At 53.0% G+C, this 16,310-nt stretch carries 17 protein-coding genes; 6 read left to right on the plus strand and 11 right to left on the minus strand.

All coding sequences use genetic code 11. The annotated features are described in order from the left end of the window. Positions 1-9: 9 nt before the first annotated feature. Together hpnD and hpnE are read left to right on the plus strand one after the other, a co-directional pair. On the plus strand, positions 10-873 hold the full coding sequence (gene hpnD, locus G9Q38_RS12715; protein ID WP_166131621.1) for a presqualene diphosphate synthase HpnD: 864 nt from the start codon (positions 10-12) through the stop codon (positions 871-873). Then, positions 870-2,210, plus strand: coding sequence for a hydroxysqualene dehydroxylase HpnE (gene hpnE, locus G9Q38_RS12720; RefSeq protein WP_166131624.1), 1,341 nt, complete (start codon positions 870-872; stop codon positions 2,208-2,210). Before hpnD ends, hpnE begins: the two co-directional genes overlap by 4 nt. On the opposite strand, the gene crcB is transcribed toward hpnE, so the two are convergent. Genes crcB through alaC form a run of 4 tightly spaced genes read right to left on the minus strand, consistent with a single transcriptional unit; the run spans position 2,207 to position 6,507 of the window. Further along, complete coding sequence (gene crcB / locus G9Q38_RS12725) at positions 2,207-2,599, minus strand: fluoride efflux transporter CrcB (RefSeq protein WP_166131627.1); 393 nt, start codon at positions 2,597-2,599, stop codon at positions 2,207-2,209. The genes hpnE and crcB overlap by 4 nt on opposite strands. Positions 2,600-2,609: 10 nt before the next feature. Further along, a complete protein-coding gene (thrC, locus tag G9Q38_RS12730) occupies positions 2,610-4,022 on the minus strand; it encodes a threonine synthase (RefSeq protein WP_166131630.1) in 1,413 nt (470 codons plus the stop codon). Continuing rightward, positions 4,019-5,323: a homoserine dehydrogenase gene (locus G9Q38_RS12735; RefSeq protein ID WP_166131634.1), complete on the minus strand. Its 1,305-nt coding sequence runs from the start codon at positions 5,321-5,323 to the stop codon at positions 4,019-4,021. Before G9Q38_RS12735 ends, thrC begins: the two co-directional genes overlap by 4 nt. Further along, positions 5,320-6,507: an alanine transaminase gene (alaC, locus tag G9Q38_RS12740; RefSeq protein ID WP_166131637.1), complete on the minus strand. Its 1,188-nt coding sequence runs from the start codon at positions 6,505-6,507 to the stop codon at positions 5,320-5,322. The genes G9Q38_RS12735 and alaC overlap by 4 nt, the downstream gene beginning before the upstream one ends. Positions 6,508-6,652: 145 nt before the next feature. Here alaC and G9Q38_RS12745 point away from each other — a divergent pair, with 145 nt between their 5' ends. From G9Q38_RS12745 to pdxA, 4 genes are all read left to right on the plus strand, one after another. Then, entirely contained in the window at positions 6,653-7,099 is a 447-nt protein-coding gene (locus G9Q38_RS12745; RefSeq protein WP_166131640.1) for an Mth938-like domain-containing protein, read from the plus strand. Further along, complete coding sequence (locus G9Q38_RS12750; RefSeq protein ID WP_166131643.1) at positions 7,096-7,563, plus strand: peroxiredoxin; 468 nt, start codon at positions 7,096-7,098, stop codon at positions 7,561-7,563. Before G9Q38_RS12745 ends, G9Q38_RS12750 begins: the two co-directional genes overlap by 4 nt. 72 nt (positions 7,564-7,635) lie before the next feature. Continuing rightward, positions 7,636-9,267 (plus strand): PhoH family protein, encoded by a 1,632-nt coding sequence (locus G9Q38_RS12755; RefSeq protein WP_166131646.1) that lies wholly within the window; start codon positions 7,636-7,638, stop codon positions 9,265-9,267. Positions 9,268-9,284: 17 nt separating this feature from the next. Further along, the gene (pdxA, locus tag G9Q38_RS12760; protein WP_166131649.1) at positions 9,285-10,295 is read left to right on the plus strand and encodes a 4-hydroxythreonine-4-phosphate dehydrogenase PdxA; all 1,011 of its coding nucleotides are present in this window, start codon (positions 9,285-9,287) and stop codon (positions 10,293-10,295) included. Here the strand turns inward: pdxA and G9Q38_RS12765 are convergent. The 7 genes from G9Q38_RS12765 to dxs all read right to left on the minus strand — a co-directional run bounded on the left by G9Q38_RS12765 (position 10,287) and on the right by dxs (position 16,292). Continuing rightward, positions 10,287-11,666, minus strand: a complete 1,380-nt coding sequence (locus tag G9Q38_RS12765; RefSeq protein WP_166131652.1) for a replicative DNA helicase — start codon at positions 11,664-11,666, stop codon at positions 10,287-10,289. The genes pdxA and G9Q38_RS12765 overlap by 9 nt on opposite strands. 123 nt (positions 11,667-11,789) lie before the next feature. Beyond that, complete coding sequence (gene rplI / locus G9Q38_RS12770; protein ID WP_114421849.1) at positions 11,790-12,245, minus strand: 50S ribosomal protein L9; 456 nt, start codon at positions 12,243-12,245, stop codon at positions 11,790-11,792. A 15-nt stretch (positions 12,246-12,260) separates the two neighbouring features. Beyond that, a complete protein-coding gene (rpsR, locus tag G9Q38_RS12775) occupies positions 12,261-12,533 on the minus strand; it encodes a 30S ribosomal protein S18 (protein WP_114421848.1) in 273 nt (90 codons plus the stop codon). An 87-nt stretch (positions 12,534-12,620) separates the two neighbouring features. Then, a complete protein-coding gene (priB, locus tag G9Q38_RS12780) occupies positions 12,621-12,938 on the minus strand; it encodes a primosomal replication protein N (RefSeq protein ID WP_114421847.1) in 318 nt (105 codons plus the stop codon). Positions 12,939-12,962: 24 nt separating this feature from the next. Then, positions 12,963-13,340 (minus strand): 30S ribosomal protein S6, encoded by a 378-nt coding sequence (rpsF, locus tag G9Q38_RS12785; protein ID WP_114421846.1) that lies wholly within the window; start codon positions 13,338-13,340, stop codon positions 12,963-12,965. 143 nt (positions 13,341-13,483) lie between these two features. Further along, positions 13,484-14,284: a GTP cyclohydrolase FolE2 gene (gene folE2 / locus G9Q38_RS12790; protein WP_166131655.1), complete on the minus strand. Its 801-nt coding sequence runs from the start codon at positions 14,282-14,284 to the stop codon at positions 13,484-13,486. A 118-nt stretch (positions 14,285-14,402) separates the two neighbouring features. Then, positions 14,403-16,292 (minus strand): 1-deoxy-D-xylulose-5-phosphate synthase, encoded by a 1,890-nt coding sequence (gene dxs / locus G9Q38_RS12795; protein WP_166131658.1) that lies wholly within the window; start codon positions 16,290-16,292, stop codon positions 14,403-14,405. Positions 16,293-16,310: the final 18 nt, after the last annotated feature.

Below are 16,310 nucleotides of genomic sequence, written 5' to 3' on the forward strand. Positions count from 1 at the left end.
TATTTATACATGAGTCCTGACGAATACTGCCAGAACAAAGCCGCCCAAAGCGGTTCAAGCTTTTACTATTCATTTTTGTTTTTGCCAAACGAAAAAAGGCGTGCCATTACAGCGCTCTACGCGTTCTGCCGCGAGGTGGATGACGTAGTTGACGATTGCACGGACACCGGGGTGGCCCGGCAAAAACTCGCTTGGTGGCATCAGCAGGTCTCCGCGCTCTTCCAAGATCGCGCCGACCACCCCGTCATGCAAGCACTCCTGCCACATCGCGACCGTTGCCAGCTCACTGCCGAACGCATGCACGCAGTTATCGAAGGCATGGAAATGGATCTGGACCAAAGCCGCTATCTTGATTGGCCAGGTCTTAAAAAATACTGTTGGCACGCGGCCAGCGTGGTTGGCCAGCTTTCTGTCGGTGTATTCGGCTACAACAACCCGGCTACCCTTGAGTATGCTGAAAAGCTCGGCATCGCATTCCAATTAACGAATATTATCCGCGATGTAGGCGACGATGCCCGCCGCGGCCGTATTTACCTGCCCGTTAACGAATTGCAAAAGCACGATGTAAAAGCCGCCGAGATCCTGAATGGAGAATATTCGGATCGCTTCAATGCGCTGATGCGCGATCAAACCGAGCGCGCAAAAACTTTTTATCGGGAAGCATTGGCCGCACTACCAGACGAAGACCGTCGCAATCAGCGTCCGGGTCTGGCGATGGCGGCAATTTACTATGCGTTACTGCTTGAAATTGAACGCGACCAATGGCAGGTGCTACATCAGCGCATTTCCCTTACGCCCATCCGTAAACTTTGGCTGGCTTGGAAAACCTGGGTCACGGGCGGGCGTCGCCTGGCAAATCAGCTAAACAAATGAATGTTGCAGTTATCGGTGCGGGCTGGGCTGGTTTAAGCGCGGCTCACACCCTGAAAAAAGCCGGTTGCGCGGTCACCGTTTACGAGTCCGGGCACCAACCTGGCGGGCGAGCCCGATCTGTTCAAAGCCCCGATTTATCCAAGCCAGTCGACAACGGTCAGCATATTCTTCTAGGCGCCTATACGGAGACCTTGGCATTGATGAAGTCGTGCGGAGTCGATGCCGCTGAGCATCTTCATCGCGAGCCCTTATACCTTGGCACGCCAAACAACACGTTTCGTTTGCGCCCGCCCCGGTTTCCCGGCGGGCGCGCTGGTATGCTTTTTGGCCTACTGGGCGCGCTGGGCTTGTCGTGGCAAAGCAAATATCATCTTGTTCGCTCGTTGTATCAGCTCGAGCGCAAGCACTGGAAAATTTCACCCGACACGCCAACCCTAAGCCAATGGTTACGCAACCAAAAACAAACACACGCAGCGTGCAAGTACTTTTGGCACCCCCTTTGCCTGGCGGCACTCAATACCCACCCCGATGAAGCAGACGCCCAGATCATGGCCAATGTGCTTAAAGACAGCTTGGGTAACCGACATAAAGGTGCCACCGATGTCCTGATTGCCAACGACCTTTTGACATCGTTATGGCCAACCCAGGTATGTCGCTCACTTAACCTTCATCTAAGTACACCCATACGCCGAATGACGCGCAGCAAAAACGGATTTTGCCTGAATGATCGTTATGAACATGCTGCTGTCATTCTGGCAACCTCTGCTCACAGTGCAAAAAAATTACTTGCTGACTTACCGGAATGCAATGACGGCAAAACGCTACATACCCAACTGTCGACATTCGAATACAGACGCATTGCAACCCTGTGGATCGAGCTGACGCAACCCTGGGAGAGTCTCCCCCCCCGTCCGATGCTGATGCTGGAAGATGACCCCAAGCAACACGCCTACGGGCAATGGCTGTTTAATCATGCGCATATCAAAGGCAGCCGTAACCGTAATTTACTGGCCATTGTTACAAGCGACGCAAACGTACTTGAGTCCTTACCCCGCGAGAAAGCGGTTCATTATTTATTGAATCAACTCGCCACTGAAACAGGCGATGCCTGCCCCATGCCGACGATACGCGGCCATACATTCGTCGTAGAAAAGCGTGCAACCTTTGCCGCTACACCGAATCTTGCGCGACCTGCCGCCCAAACACCATGGCGCGGCTTATGGCTGGCCGGCGACTGGACGGACACAGGGTACCCGGCGGTGCTGGAGGGCGCGGTAAGAAGCGGATTAACCGCCGCCAAACACGTATTGGTCGGCAGAGTTCAGAGCTGTCTTTAGAAAAAACGCTGGGCCGACCACAGCCCAAGAAAGGTCAGGGTTAACGAACCTGCCAGGCTAACCAGCGCGTAGCCCAATGCGGGAAAATACTCGCCCCGGGAAATAAGACCCACCGTTTCCGCTGAAAACGTTGAAAACGTCGTTAAACCACCCAACAAACCGGTGATAAGAAAAAGACGAAGCCATTCGGGTGAATCGGCAAAATGCATCAACACGCCAAGAAGCAAGCCAATAGCATAAGCGCCGATAAAGTTGGCGGCTAATGTACCCCAAGGCATAAACGCGCCCGCGTGATTCAACCACAGCCCCAACAACCAACGCGCGACAGCGCCAAAAGCCGCCCCCAAACCAACCGCAACAATATTGCTGAATGTCAGGGGCGTAGCCATTCGGCGATCCTTAATAAATTTTGGCGTGATCCTGAATGTATCGGCGTACCGCTTCAAGGCTACAATCCATCACCTCCACTTTCTGCGGCAACGAACCAAGATCGCGCAAGTGCTCTGGTGCCGGTGCGGGTTGGCCAATGGCTTCTTGTATTGTCTCACTGAACTTGGCCGGCAAAGCGGTTTCCAGTACCAGCATAGGAACACCGGGCTCGACAAAGGCACGCGCCACTTTCACCCCATCGGCTGTGTGAGGGTCAATTAGAACACCCGTGCCCTCATGAACCGCCTTAATGGTGGCCAGACGATCAGCATGAGTGCTAACCCCGCTGGCAAAGCCATAGCGAGACTCAAACTCCGGTTTCAAATTGCTAAGGTCAAAGTAACCCTTTTCACCCAGCTCTTTCCATAGTGCCGCAACTCGTGCTCCGTCTTGTCCGACAAGGTCGAACACGAAACGTTCGAAATTGGACGCCCGGGAGATATCCATGGATGGGCTGGAAGTGGCATGGGTTTGTGCAGCTGAACGGGGCCGGTATACCCCGGTGCGGAAAAATTCTTCCAAAACATTGTTTTCGTTGGTGGCCAACACCAAACGCCGAATCGGCAAACCCATTTGACGCGCCAGATGCCCAGAAAGAATGTTACCGAAATTGCCCGAAGGTACGGCAAACGAGACTGGCTGATCAGGGCCGGTCGTTACGCGCAACCAACCCCAGAAGTAATAAACTACCTGAGCGGCAATGCGGGCCCAATTAATAGAGTTAACGGCACCCAAACGGTACTGAGCCTTGAAATCGAGATCAGACGACAACGCTTTCACGATATCCTGACACTCGTCGAACACCCCCTTCACAGCCAGATTATGGATGTTTTCGTCTTGCAGGGAATACATCTGGGCGCGCTGGAAGTCGCTCATTCGGCCATGCGGCGAAAGCATGAACACGGCCACCCCTTTTTTGCCACGCAAAGCATATTCGGCAGCCGACCCGGTATCACCCGACGTGGCGCCCAGGATATTCAGACTGGTTCCACGCTTTTCAAGCACATATTCGAAAACCTGGCCCAGAAACTGCATGGCCATATCTTTGAACGCCAGCGTTGGGCCCTGCGATAACCCTAATAAACTCACACCGTGATCAAGCGGCTTGACCGGTACAATATCAACCGAACCAAAATTCTCAACGGTATAGGCCGCTGCGGTTAGCCTGGCCAAATCGGCCGGCGGAATATCATCGATAAACAAACCCAGAACCTGAGCAGCCAACTCGGAATATGACAGTGACCGCCAAGACTCAAGCGTTTGTGCCGATACCTGCGGCAATTGCTCAGGCAAAGCCAGGCCACCGTCAGGTGCCAGACCTTCAAGCAAAATGTCGGAGAACGGTTGGGGCGTCATGCCGCCCCGGGTTGAGCGATATTTCATAGCAGGCTTTCCACCCTTAACCGAATAACGTTTGAACGTACAAACGGCAGATTCTGGATTTCCTCAAGCGCGAGGTCGATATTGCCCTCACGCGCTTCATGAGAAAGGAAAATAATGTCGGCATCAGCCGGACCATGAGGCTCCTGAAACATGGAACCAATGGATATTTCGTGATTTGCCAAAATACGGGCCACTTCAGCCAATACGCCCGGACGATCGTCTACGCGCATGCGCAAATAGTAAGACGACACCACATCGGCCATGTCGAGTACCGGCGTATCAGCCATAGATCCAGGCTGGAATGCCAAATGCGGCACCTGATGGCCGGGATCAGCAAATTGCAAGCGCGTCACGTCGACCAGGTCGGCTACCACGGCTGAGGCTGTAGGCATTTCGCCCGCCCCTTGTCCGTAATACAACGTGGGCCCCACGATATCGCCTTGCACCTGCACGGCATTCATCGCACCTTCGACGCTGGCCAGGAGGCGTTCGATGGGAATCAAGGTGGGGTGCACACGTAATTCGATACCCTGACTGGTGCGACGCGTAATACCCAGGAGCTTGATGCGATAACTCAGACGTTCAGCATGTGCGATGTCTTCCTTGGCCAAAGTGGTGATGCCCTCTGTGTGCACTTTACTGAATTGCACGGGAATGCCAAACGCGAGCGAAGCCAGCAAACTCAGCTTGTGCGCGGCGTCTACCCCTTCGATATCGAAAGTAGGATCGGCTTCCGCGTAACCCAGGCGCTGAGCGTCGGCCAGCGCCTCGTTGAACGACAGGCCCTTAAGCCGCATTTCCGACAGAATATAGTTCGTGGTGCCGTTGATAATACCGGCCAACCATTGAATTCGATTGGCGGTTAAGCCTTCTCGAATAGCCTTGACAATAGGAACTCCGCCGGCCACCGCTGCTTCGAAAGCCACCATAGTGCCTTTCTTATGCGCAGCGTCGAAAATTTCATTGCCGTGTTTGGCAAGCAAGGCTTTGTTGGCTGTCACCACGTGTTTGCCCTGAACAATGGCTTCCATTACCCACTCACGCGCAACGGTTTCACCACCTACAAGCTCAACCACGATGTCGATATCGGGACGACGCACGATTTCAAGCCCATCTTGCGTTACATAGACTTGATCGCCAACCAAGGCCCGGGCTTTTTCGACATTGCGAACGGCTACCGCCACCACTTCTATTTTGCGACCGGCACGACGAGCGATTTCCTCTGCATTCTGAACCAGAACCTTCCAGGTACCACCACCAACAACACCCAGCCCCAGCAAACCCACTTTTACAGAATTCATTTAATCAACCCATCTTTACGAAACATTTCTTTAATGCCGCGCACCGCCTGCCGGGTGCGTTGCTCGTTTTCTATCAGTGCGAAGCGCACGTAATCGTCGCCGTACTCGCCAAAGCCAACGCCCGGCGAGACGGCCACCTTGGCTTCGGCAAGCAGCTTCTTGGAAAACTCCAGCGACCCCGATGAACGATAGGCTTCCGGTATTTTGGCCCAAATATACATTGACGCTTTTGGAATATCGACCATCCACCCCGCGTCATGCAAGCCTTTGGCCAGCACGTCACGGCGGCTGCGATATTGCTCAACCACCTCGTGCACACAGTCTTGCGGCCCTTCCAGCGCCGTAATGGAGGCAACCTGAATGGGTGTGAAAGTGCCGTAATCGTGATAGCTCTTGATGCGCGCCAGCGCATTCACCAGTTCGGCGTTACCCACCATGAAGCCCACACGCCAGCCGGCCATGTTGTAACTTTTACTCATGGTGAAAAACTCAACGGCAACGTCGCGAGCGCCTTCGACCTGCAAAATGGAAGGCGCAACATAACCGTCGAAAGTAATATCGGCATAAGCCAGATCATGCACCACCAAGATATTGTGCTCTTTGGCCAGCGCAACAATACGCTCGAAAAACGACAGTTCGACACACTGGGCTGTTGGATTGCTGGGGAACCCCAGAATCATCATTTTGGGCTTCGGAATACTTTCTTTCACCGCCCGTTCAATTTCCTCGAAGAAATCGAGGCCCGGCGTCATGGGAACAGAACGAATATTGGCCCCGGCGATCACCGCGCCGTAAATATGAATCGGATAACTGGGATTTGGCACAAGAACCGTATCACCGCGCTCGAGCGTGGCCAGCATCAAATGCGCCAACCCCTCTTTGGAGCCAATGGTCACGATGGCTTCGGTGTCCGGGTCGATTTGAACGTCGTAACGCCGCCCGTACCAGTCGGAAATAGCCTTGCGCAAACGCGGGATCCCTTTTGAAACGGAATAGCCATGTGTATTGGGCCGCGACGCAACCTCGACCAACTTGTCGACAATGTGTTTGGGCGTCGGGCCGTCTGGGTTACCCATCGACATATCAATAATATCCTCGCCACGACGCCGCGCCGCCATTTTGAGCTCGCCGGTAATGTTGAACACATAGGGCGGCAGGCGCTCGATACGAGGAAAATTCGTCATGATGAATCCTTGTTTTTTCTTAAGGGGTCAGATAAAGCAAATAACCTAGTAGTTTAGCCGATTGGATACTGCAATAAAAGCGAAACACGTTTGCACTGCGGGTTTCAGATTGCGATATGATCATTGGTGAATAAAGGAGTTTTTTGTGCAACTGCAAGCTGAATCGAATCCGGCACTGAATACCGTCACGGCCTATGGTGAGCGCTTCATTGAAATTAATGCGGTGTCCTACAAACATGCCGTGTATTTTGCCCCGGAAGGCCCGGTGAATACTTGGCAGGTCGGCAGTATTGCCGACATCAACGGCGCCTCGCTGCAGGCCATAGCCGGGGTGGAAAAACGCAAGCTGGACCCGCTTGACTTTCTTGACGGGCGTACCGGCCTAAGCAAAGCTGATAACGCACCCGAAGTACTGCTTATCGGAACGGGGCAAACCCAACATTTTCTGCCGTCACACATAACCCAACCGCTGCTTGACATTGGCATTGGTGTGGAAACCATGAGCACATACGCCGCAGCGCGAACCTACAATATTTTAATGAGCGAGGGGCGCCGTGTTGTTGCGGCGCTTTTACCACTGGAGCAAAAATGAGCGAAGTCACTTTAGGTAAAGCCATTCCCAAATTTTCCGCCGAAAGCACCGACGGCGTAGTCGACAATGCACGCCTGAAAGGCAAATGGACTGTGCTTTATTTTTACCCGAAAGACAACACACCGGGTTGCACCACGCAAGCGCAAAATTTTCGCGACCAGCTCAATGAGTTTGCGGCGCTCGACTGCCAAATCATCGGTGTTTCGCGCGACTCTCTTAAATCGCACGGAAATTTTATCGATAAGCAATCGCTGCCCTTCCCACTCGTTTCCGATCCTGAAGAAACACTGTGTGAATTGTTCGGGGTCATGAAACTAAAGAATATGTACGGCAAACAAGTACGCGGAATCGAACGCAGCACCTTTCTAATTAACCCTAAAGGCATACTTGTTCAGGAATGGCGTGGGCTGAAAGTGCCCGGGCATGTCGATCAAGTTTTACAGGCGGTGAAAGACGCCGCTTAAATCGCTCAAACTCAGCTTGTCGTTGCGAACTTTCGCATTTAACCATGCAGTTACTCCGGAGCCACTCCCCTTATGCCACTGCCAAAGTTGCCCTCCCGCATGGGAACTGTCGTTAGCGCCACCGAAACACCCTCAGCAAAATCTGCACCAGAGAGCAAGCCGGCCGCCCAGGCAGCCCAACCCGCCGCACGCCGCACGCAAAAAGCGCCTGCGGCGCCGGCCGCAACAAAACGTGCGGCCGATAAGCAGCCCGCCACCGGGCCCAAGCTGGCGGTGGTTAGCAGTAACGGTAGTCGCAAAAAGCGGCTACCCGAGAATCAGCGGAAACTTTTCGTACTCGATACAAACGTACTACTGCATGACTCGAACTGCATTTTCAAATTCGAAGAGCACGACATTTTCCTGCCCATGCTGGTTCTGGAAGAGCTCGACCACCAAAAGAAAGGCATGTCGGAGGTGGCGCGCAACGCGCGGCAGGTTAGCCGATACCTGGACGGCCTGGTAAGTGAACAAGGCAAACTCGATAAAGGCGTCCTGCTTGATAAGTTGGGCAATGTCGACGCACTGGGCACGCTGCACTTTCAGACGACGGCATTAAGTTCCGATCTGCCTATTTCCCTGCCCATCGGCAAAGCCGACAACGTCATACTAAGCGTTGTTCATGCTTTGCAAGCACGCCATCCAAAACGCGAAGTGACGTTGGTTTCGAAAGACATCAACATGCGTCTTAAAGCCCTCTCGCTGGGCTTGCGCGCGGAAGACTACTACAACGATCGCGTCATTGACGATTCCGACCTGCTGTACGAAGGCGTCATGCCGTTGCCCGATAACTTTTGGACCAAACACGGCAAAGATGTTGAGTCATGGCAACAAGGCGGCGTGACTTACTACCGCATAAAAGGGCCGCTTTGCTCGCAATTCATGGTGAATGAGTTCGTTTACTTCGAAGGCGAACTCCCCCTCTACGCCCAGGTCAAAGAGGTCAATGGAAAAAGTGCGGTACTCGCCACAATTCGCGACTATAGCCACGGCAAAAATAACGTGTGGGGCGTCACAGCCCGCAACCGTGAGCAAAACTTTGCGCTGAACCTGCTCATGAACCCCGAATGTGATTTCGTGTCATTGCTGGGCCAGGCTGGTACAGGCAAAACACTGCTTGCGCTGGCTGCAGGGTTAACCCAAACACTGGAAACCAAGCGCTATACGGAAATTATTATTACCCGCGCCACCGTGCCGGTTGGCGACGATATCGGTTTTCTCCCGGGTACGGAAGAAGAAAAGATGCTGCCTTGGATGGGCGCACTGGAAGATAACCTGGAAGTGCTTCATTTAGGCTCCGGCAATGCCGACAACAATCTGGATTGGAGTAAAAACCCAACCATGGAGCTCATTCGTTCGCGCATCAAGGTCAAGTCAATGAATTTTATGCGTGGGCGTACTTTCCTGAACAAATTCCTCATTATTGACGAGGCACAAAACCTGACTCCCAAGCAAATGAAAACCCTGGTTACCCGTGCGGGCCCAGGAACCAAAATTATCTGTTTAGGTAATATTGCGCAAATTGACACGCCCTACTTAACCGAAGGTAGCTCCGGCCTCACCTATGTGGTTGATCGCTTCAAAGGTTGGCCGCACTCCGGCCATATCACGCTGCAACGGGGAGAGCGCTCACGGCTGGCCGACTACGCCAGTGAAGCGCTCTAAAACCACTGGGTCGATAAATGAACGCTCAAGGCCGCCTTCACCACAAACCGATCGGTATCACTATGGGTGATGCGGCCGGCATCGGGCCTGAAATCATTGCCAAACTGTTCAGCCAACCATTGTCCGCACCGGCAGTGGTATACGGCGATGCCGGTGTTTTGAAACGAACGATCAAGCAGCTCGGACTCAACCCCTCACTTGCCGTGGTCGAGCTTGATGATATTGAATCTTTTTCACCTGGTCACAACCTTCAAGTGATCTCTCGCATCGCGCCGCTACCGGAATCCATACAAGCCGGCCAAATAAACGCTGACGCCGGGCGCGGCGCATATGAATATTTATGCCATGCTATTGACGACGCAAACTCAGGGCAGTTAAGAGCCATTGTGACGGCACCCTTGCACAAAAAGGCCATGCAGTTAGGCGGTGCCGATTTTCCCGGGCATACAGAAATTCTCGCGCAACGCACCGGAACCAAGCACTTTGCCATGATGCTGGCCAATCATGAATTGCGGGTTATTTTGGTCACGATTCACATACCGCTCAACCAGGTCAGCGCTAGCCTGACCCAAGAACGGGAACTGCAAACCATACGCCTGGCGCACGACGCCTGCAAGCACGCTGGGGTTGCCCACCCCCGCATCGCCGTTGCCGGCGTTAACCCGCATGCAGGCGAAAATGGACGTTTTGGCCAAGAAGAAAAAGAAATCATCACGCCCGCAATTCAGCAAGCACAGCGCGAAGGTATTAACGCCGGCGGCCCTTTCCCGGGCGATACCATTTTTATGCGGGCCCGACGCGGTGAGTTCGATATTGTGGTTGCCCAGTATCACGACCAAGGCTTGATACCCGTGAAATACCTGGGCGTCGACCACGGTGTGAATGTTACTGTAGGGCTCCCCTTCATTCGCACCAGTGTCGATCATGGCACTGCATTTGATATTGCCGGTAAAGGGGTGGCCGACCCCAGCTCGCTCAAAGCGGCTTTCAACTTAGCCGTTACCATGACGCCACCGAACTTACATTGACGCCGCTGAAAAATTCAGAAAACGCGTGCTGGAACCCTGGAAAGTTAAACGCGTGGTGCCAATTGGGCCGTTACGTTGTTTGCCAACAATGATTTCAGCTGTACCTTTGTCGGGAGAGTCGGGGTTATAGACTTCGTCGCGGTAAATAAAGAGAATCAAATCGGCATCTTGTTCGATCGCGCCCGACTCACGCAAGTCACTCATCACCGGGCGCTTATTCGGCCGTTGCTCAAGGCTTCGATTCAACTGTGACAGCGCAATCAGAGGGCAATTAAGTTCTTTGGCCAAACCTTTCAGCGATCGGCTGATTTCCGAAATTTCGGTTGCCCTGTTTTCACCACTTCCACTGGCCGACATCAACTGCATGTAGTCGATCACGATTAAGCCCAATTGACCGCATTGGCGAGCCAGCCTGCGTGAACGGGCACGCACCTCCATTGCACTTAGTGCTGGGGTTTCATCAATGTAGATTTGTGCTTCCTGCACCTGTTGCACCGCATGCGTAAGACGAGGCCAGTCTTCAGCCGTAAGCTTACCGGTACGCATACGATGCTGATCGAGCATGCCAACGGAACCGACCATACGCATGGCCAACTGTACCGCCCCCATTTCCATTGAGAACACGGCTACCGGTAAACCCTGCTCAATCGCAACATGTTCAGCAATATTCATCGAAAACGATGTTTTACCCATTGAAGGACGACCTGCAACGATGATAAGGTCTCCCGCCTGCAAACCTGAAGTCATGCGATCCAGGTCGACGAACCCGGTAGGCACACCAGTAACGTCGGAGTCTCCTTCACGATGATAAAGCTCGTCGATACGCTCCACAACTTGTGTAAGCAGGGGCTGAATTTCCTGAAAACCGGCTGCACCACGTGAACCTTCCTGCGCAATCTGGAAAACACGTGCCTCGGCTTCATCGAGTAACTGACGCGCTTCTTTACCTTGAGGGCTAAATGCCGCGGCGGATATTTCATCAGCTACCGACACCAATTTACGCAGCATCGATCGTTCGCGAACAATTTCGGCGTAGCGTCGGATATTGGCCGCCGAAGGCGTGTTGTGTGCCAACGCATTCAAATAGCTCAAGCCGCCGAGCTCTTCAGCTTTGCCGGCGCTGGCAAGCGACTCATGCACCGTCACCACGTCGGCCGGTCGTGCCAGGCTGATCAGACGCGTGATGTGCTGCCAGATAAGACGGTGATCGTAACGATAAAAATCATCATCACCCAAAAGATCAGTCACACGATCAAATGCCGCATTGTCCAGCAACAGACCGCCCAGAACGGATTGTTCTGCCTCGATTGAGTGCGGCGGCACACGTAAAGCCTCCAACTGAGGATCAAGCACCGAACCGGAGGTTTCCATATTTGCCATTAATTCATGTACCCAAAACAAAAAAGCCGGCTTGCGCCGACTTTTAACTGAAGCTCACGGCACCGCCCAAAAGGCAAATTTACCACGAGCTTCAAAATAGGCAGAATGCGCTGCTTAAGCCATTTCACCTTGAACATTAATGGTGATATCGGCAACGACGTCGGCATGCAATACGACCTGAGCGGGGAACTCGCCCACCGCTTTGATAGCGCCGTCGGGCAAGCGAACCTGCGACTTCTGAACACCCTCGAAGCCGGCTTCAACCAACGCCGCGGCAATGTCCATGGTAGTAACAGAACCGAACAAACGACCGTCGACACCCGCTTTTTGCGCAATGTTTAATTGATAGCCGTTCAGCTTCTGGCCTACGGCCTCGGCTGCAGCCAGGCGCTCGGCCTGCTGCTTTTCCAGCTCGGCACGACGCTCTTCAAACTCTTTGAGCGCAACCTGCGTTGCACGACGGGCGATTTTCTGGGGAATCAGGTAATTGCGTGCGTAGCCGTCGCGGACACGAACGACATCACCGAGGTTACCCAGGTTACTGACTTTTTCGAGCAGAATAACTTGCATAATGATGACCTCGGATTACTTGTGGTTATCGGTATAAGGCAACAAGGCCAGGAAGCGCGCACGTTTGATAGCTGTGTCGAGCTGGCGCTGGTAGTGCGCTTTGGTACCGGTTAAACGGGCAGGAATGATTTTGCCGTTTTCCTGAATGAAGTCACGCAGCGTATCGAGATCTTTGTAATCGATCTGTTCGGTACCCGCCACGGTAAAGCGGCAGAACTTGCGACGCTTGAACAGCGGGTTCTGCTGCGAAAATTTACGTTTTTCTTTGCCTTTCTTAAAGTAAGCCATAATGTGCCTCTTGAATGTTCGGGCGATCCGCCCTCGCAATTTTGTTGGGGCGCCGGCCAACGGGCCATACGCCGAGTGAATACCAGATCAGACTACAACCGTTCGATCGCCGGGATACCGCCTTGATGCCTGCTGAATATGCAGAACCAATTTGGTTGAACCTTTTCGGGCGGGAGCTAAAAACCCCTGTGCCTGCAAATGTGTGCCCAACGGTGTGTCGTGCAACATTAAAGCCGTATCACCCAAAGCCACCGCTGAAATCAACATGTTGATTTGGCGATCGTTGCCCGCCTCATTCACAACCGATTGATGCTCCAGCTGCATTTCCAGAACAGGCACACCCGCCGGGGTATGACGCAGTGGTGCAACTTCAATCACACTGCCCTGCAAGGAAACGTGGTTCACCCTGAAACCTGACCTGCGATCCGTTTACTCAGCCGATGCGTCGGAAGACGTATCGCTGGTTGTTTTACGAGCCTCTTCACGCTCGACCGACTTCATCATGACGGAAGGCTCAGTTTCAGCATTCTTGGTCTTGATGGCCATGTGGCGCAAAACAGCATCGTTGTAACGGAACGAATGCTCGAGTTCGTCGAGCGTGGGCTGATCGCACTCGATATTCATGCACACATAATGTGCCTTAACCAACTTCTGAATGGGATAGGCCAACTGACGACGGCCCCAGTCTTCCAGACGGTGAAGCTTGCCACCGTTGCCGGTAACCAAAGACTGATAGCGCTCGATCATGGCGGGCACTTGCTCGCTTTGATCGGGATGCACAATAAACACTACTTCGTAGTGACGCATACGATTTACTCCTTGTGGATGGCTTTTACGAGCAACGCGCCCGTAAAAGGGTCAGCCCGCCGACAAGAAGCGCAGTACGCAACCTTGCCGATCGAGCAAGAAACCGCTAATCATAGCATAAAAATGACAAAAGACCTGAAAAATCAGCCTTCTACCACAGCATAGGCGGAGTGATTATGAATGGACTCAAAGTTTTCCGCCTCAACACGGAAACGCTGCACGCCAGGCAAAGCCTGTAATTGAACAGCGACATCGCGCACCAAGTCTTCAACAAATTTGGGGTTTTCATAGGCGCGCTCGGTGACGAACTTTTCATCACCACGCTTCAATAACCCCCACAACTCACATGACGCTTGCTGCTCAACACGCTGAATGAGGTCGTCTACGCAAATATGGTCAACATCGTCGTAAACAACGTCAACCGTAACGTGGGAGCGTTGATTATGTGCCCCATATTGGGAAATTGCCTTGGAGCAAGGACATAAACTGGTAACCGGGACTTGAACCGTAAGATAAAACTGGACGTCTTCGCTGGTGGCAACCGCCTTCCAGGTCACTTCGTAATCCATTAGACTTTGAACTTCAGAAACCGGTGCTACTTTTTTCATAAAGTACGGAAACCGCGCACAAATGTCACCTTTTTCTGCATTAAGCAATGGCAGCATCTCTTGCGCCATTTCGCAAAACAAAGCCGGAGTCATGGCCGTGGAATGATATTGCTCAAGCAAAGCCACGAACCGCGACATGTGAGTGCCTTTTTCTTCCGCCGGCAGTGCAACTGTTAGCTCCCATTGGGCAACTGTAGGCAACGCTGCACCAGCAGCCTGAACCAACATAGGGTGGCGAACGCCGCGTACCCCTACACGTTGAATAGGCATGCTTCGGGTGTCAGCCGAGCTTTGGACATCGGGCATTACCGCTGCGGAATCTGTTATTGAGTTCATAATTCAACCTGTATTGACCCGAAATCGGGTGTGTGTTTAGTGAATCTGACGTTCATTATGGACCAGTTCGCCAAAAATCGGCAAAAACCCGCACGATTTATCCGGGAATGAGGCCTAATTAACGTGACACGACTTTGTCCTGGACAAAAAGTAAATCCGCAAAGCGTGCACGAATACTGTTTTCAATGCCAAAAGCATCTAAACCTTGCTGCTTCAATAACGTTTTCTGGTCGCCATGGTCGATAAACGCATCGGGCAAACCTAACTGTAAAACAGGACAAGACACCCCTTGTGAACCGAAAAACTCGGTGACAGCACTGCCTGCCCCACCCATAATCGCGCCTTCCTCAACCGTAACGAATGCGTCGTGCGTTGCTAATAATTCATTCAACAAGTCGGCATCAAGGGGTTTGACGAAACGCATATCGACCACTGTCGCATTCAAGGCATGGCCCGCCACAAGCGCCGCATTTGTAAGGGTTCCGAAACCTAAAATGGCAATTCGCCGACCTTCGCGCAACACATTTGCTTTACCCAGTTCAACGGCGTCGAATCCCGACGCTACCTCAGCGCCGCATCCTGCACCTCGAGGATAACGAACCGAAGACGGCCCGTTATATTCATAACAAGTATTCAACAACAAGCGTGCCTCATTCTCGTTAGAGGGCGTTGTTACGACCATATTGGGAATACAGCGCAAATACGCGATATCGTAGTTCCCGGCATGCGTCGCACCATCGGCCCCAACCAGGCCGGCACGATCAAGCGCAAAGGTGACATCCAAATTTTGCAGGGCAACATCGTGGATAAGCTGATCGTACCCGCGTTGCAGAAAAGTTGAATAAATAGCCAAAACGGGTTTCAGGCCCTCACAGGCCAAACCGGCCGCAAAAGTAACAGCATGCTGCTCAGCAATACCCACGTCGAAATAACGGCGAGGAAACCGGCGATGAAACTCAACCATCCCGCTGCCTTCACGCATGGCAGGCGTAATACCCACGAGTCGTGAATCCTGCTCAGCGCGATCGCACAACCACTGACCGAACACCTGAGTGAAAGTTTGCTTCGGCGGCGTAGCCGGCTTTTGCACCCCAATGGAAGGGTCGAATTTACCGGGGCCATGGTAAAGCACCGGGTCGGCTTCCGCCAATTTGTATCCCTGCCCTTTACGGGTGACGACATGGAGAAACTGCAACCCGCCCAATGAGCGTAAATTCTCAAGTGTCGGCAAAAGTGCATCAAGGTCGTGTCCATCGATCGGCCCGACGTAATTGAATCCAAGCTCTTCAAACAGAGTAGCAGGCGAAACCAGTCCCTTCGCATGCCCCTCCACCCTGCGAGCCAGCTCGAGAACCGGCGGCACATGTTGTAAAACTGCACGACCCATATTCTTCGCAGTGGCATAGAACCGACCGGACATCAGCCGCGCGAAATATCGATTCAAAGCACCGACGGGCGGCGAAATCGACATATCGTTATCGTTCAACACCACCAACATATTGATGTCGGGCGTCACACCCGCGTTATTCAACGCTTCAAATGCCATGCCGGCAGTCATTGCGCCGTCACCAATAACGGCAATATGCTGTCGCTCACTCCTGCCCAGGTTCCGTGAGGCAACCGCCATGCCCAAAATGGCTGAAATTGATGTCGAGGAATGCGCCGTGCCGAAGGCGTCGAACTCAGACTCACTTCGCTTTGGAAAACCCGAAAGCCCACCCAGTTGGCGCAGACTTCCCATTGCCTCGCGTCGACCAGTAAGAATTTTGTGCGGATAAGACTGATGCCCGACGTCCCAAACCAGGCGGTCGTCGGGTGTGTTAAACACATAATGCAAGGCAACGGTCAGTTCGACCGTACCCAGATTGGACGACAAATGGCCACCCGTTTTGGATACGGACTCGAGTATAAACGCACGCAACTGATCAGCGATCTGTTCAAGTTGACGGCGATCAAGGGCCCGCAAATCGGCCGGCGAATTAATCTGTTCTAGGTTGGGATTCGGCATACAAAAATTCAAAAAGGC

This window comes from Pusillimonas sp. DMV24BSW_D (assembly GCF_011388195.1).
In the GTDB taxonomy this organism is placed as follows: domain Bacteria; phylum Pseudomonadota; class Gammaproteobacteria; order Burkholderiales; family Burkholderiaceae_B; genus Neopusillimonas; species Neopusillimonas aestuarii.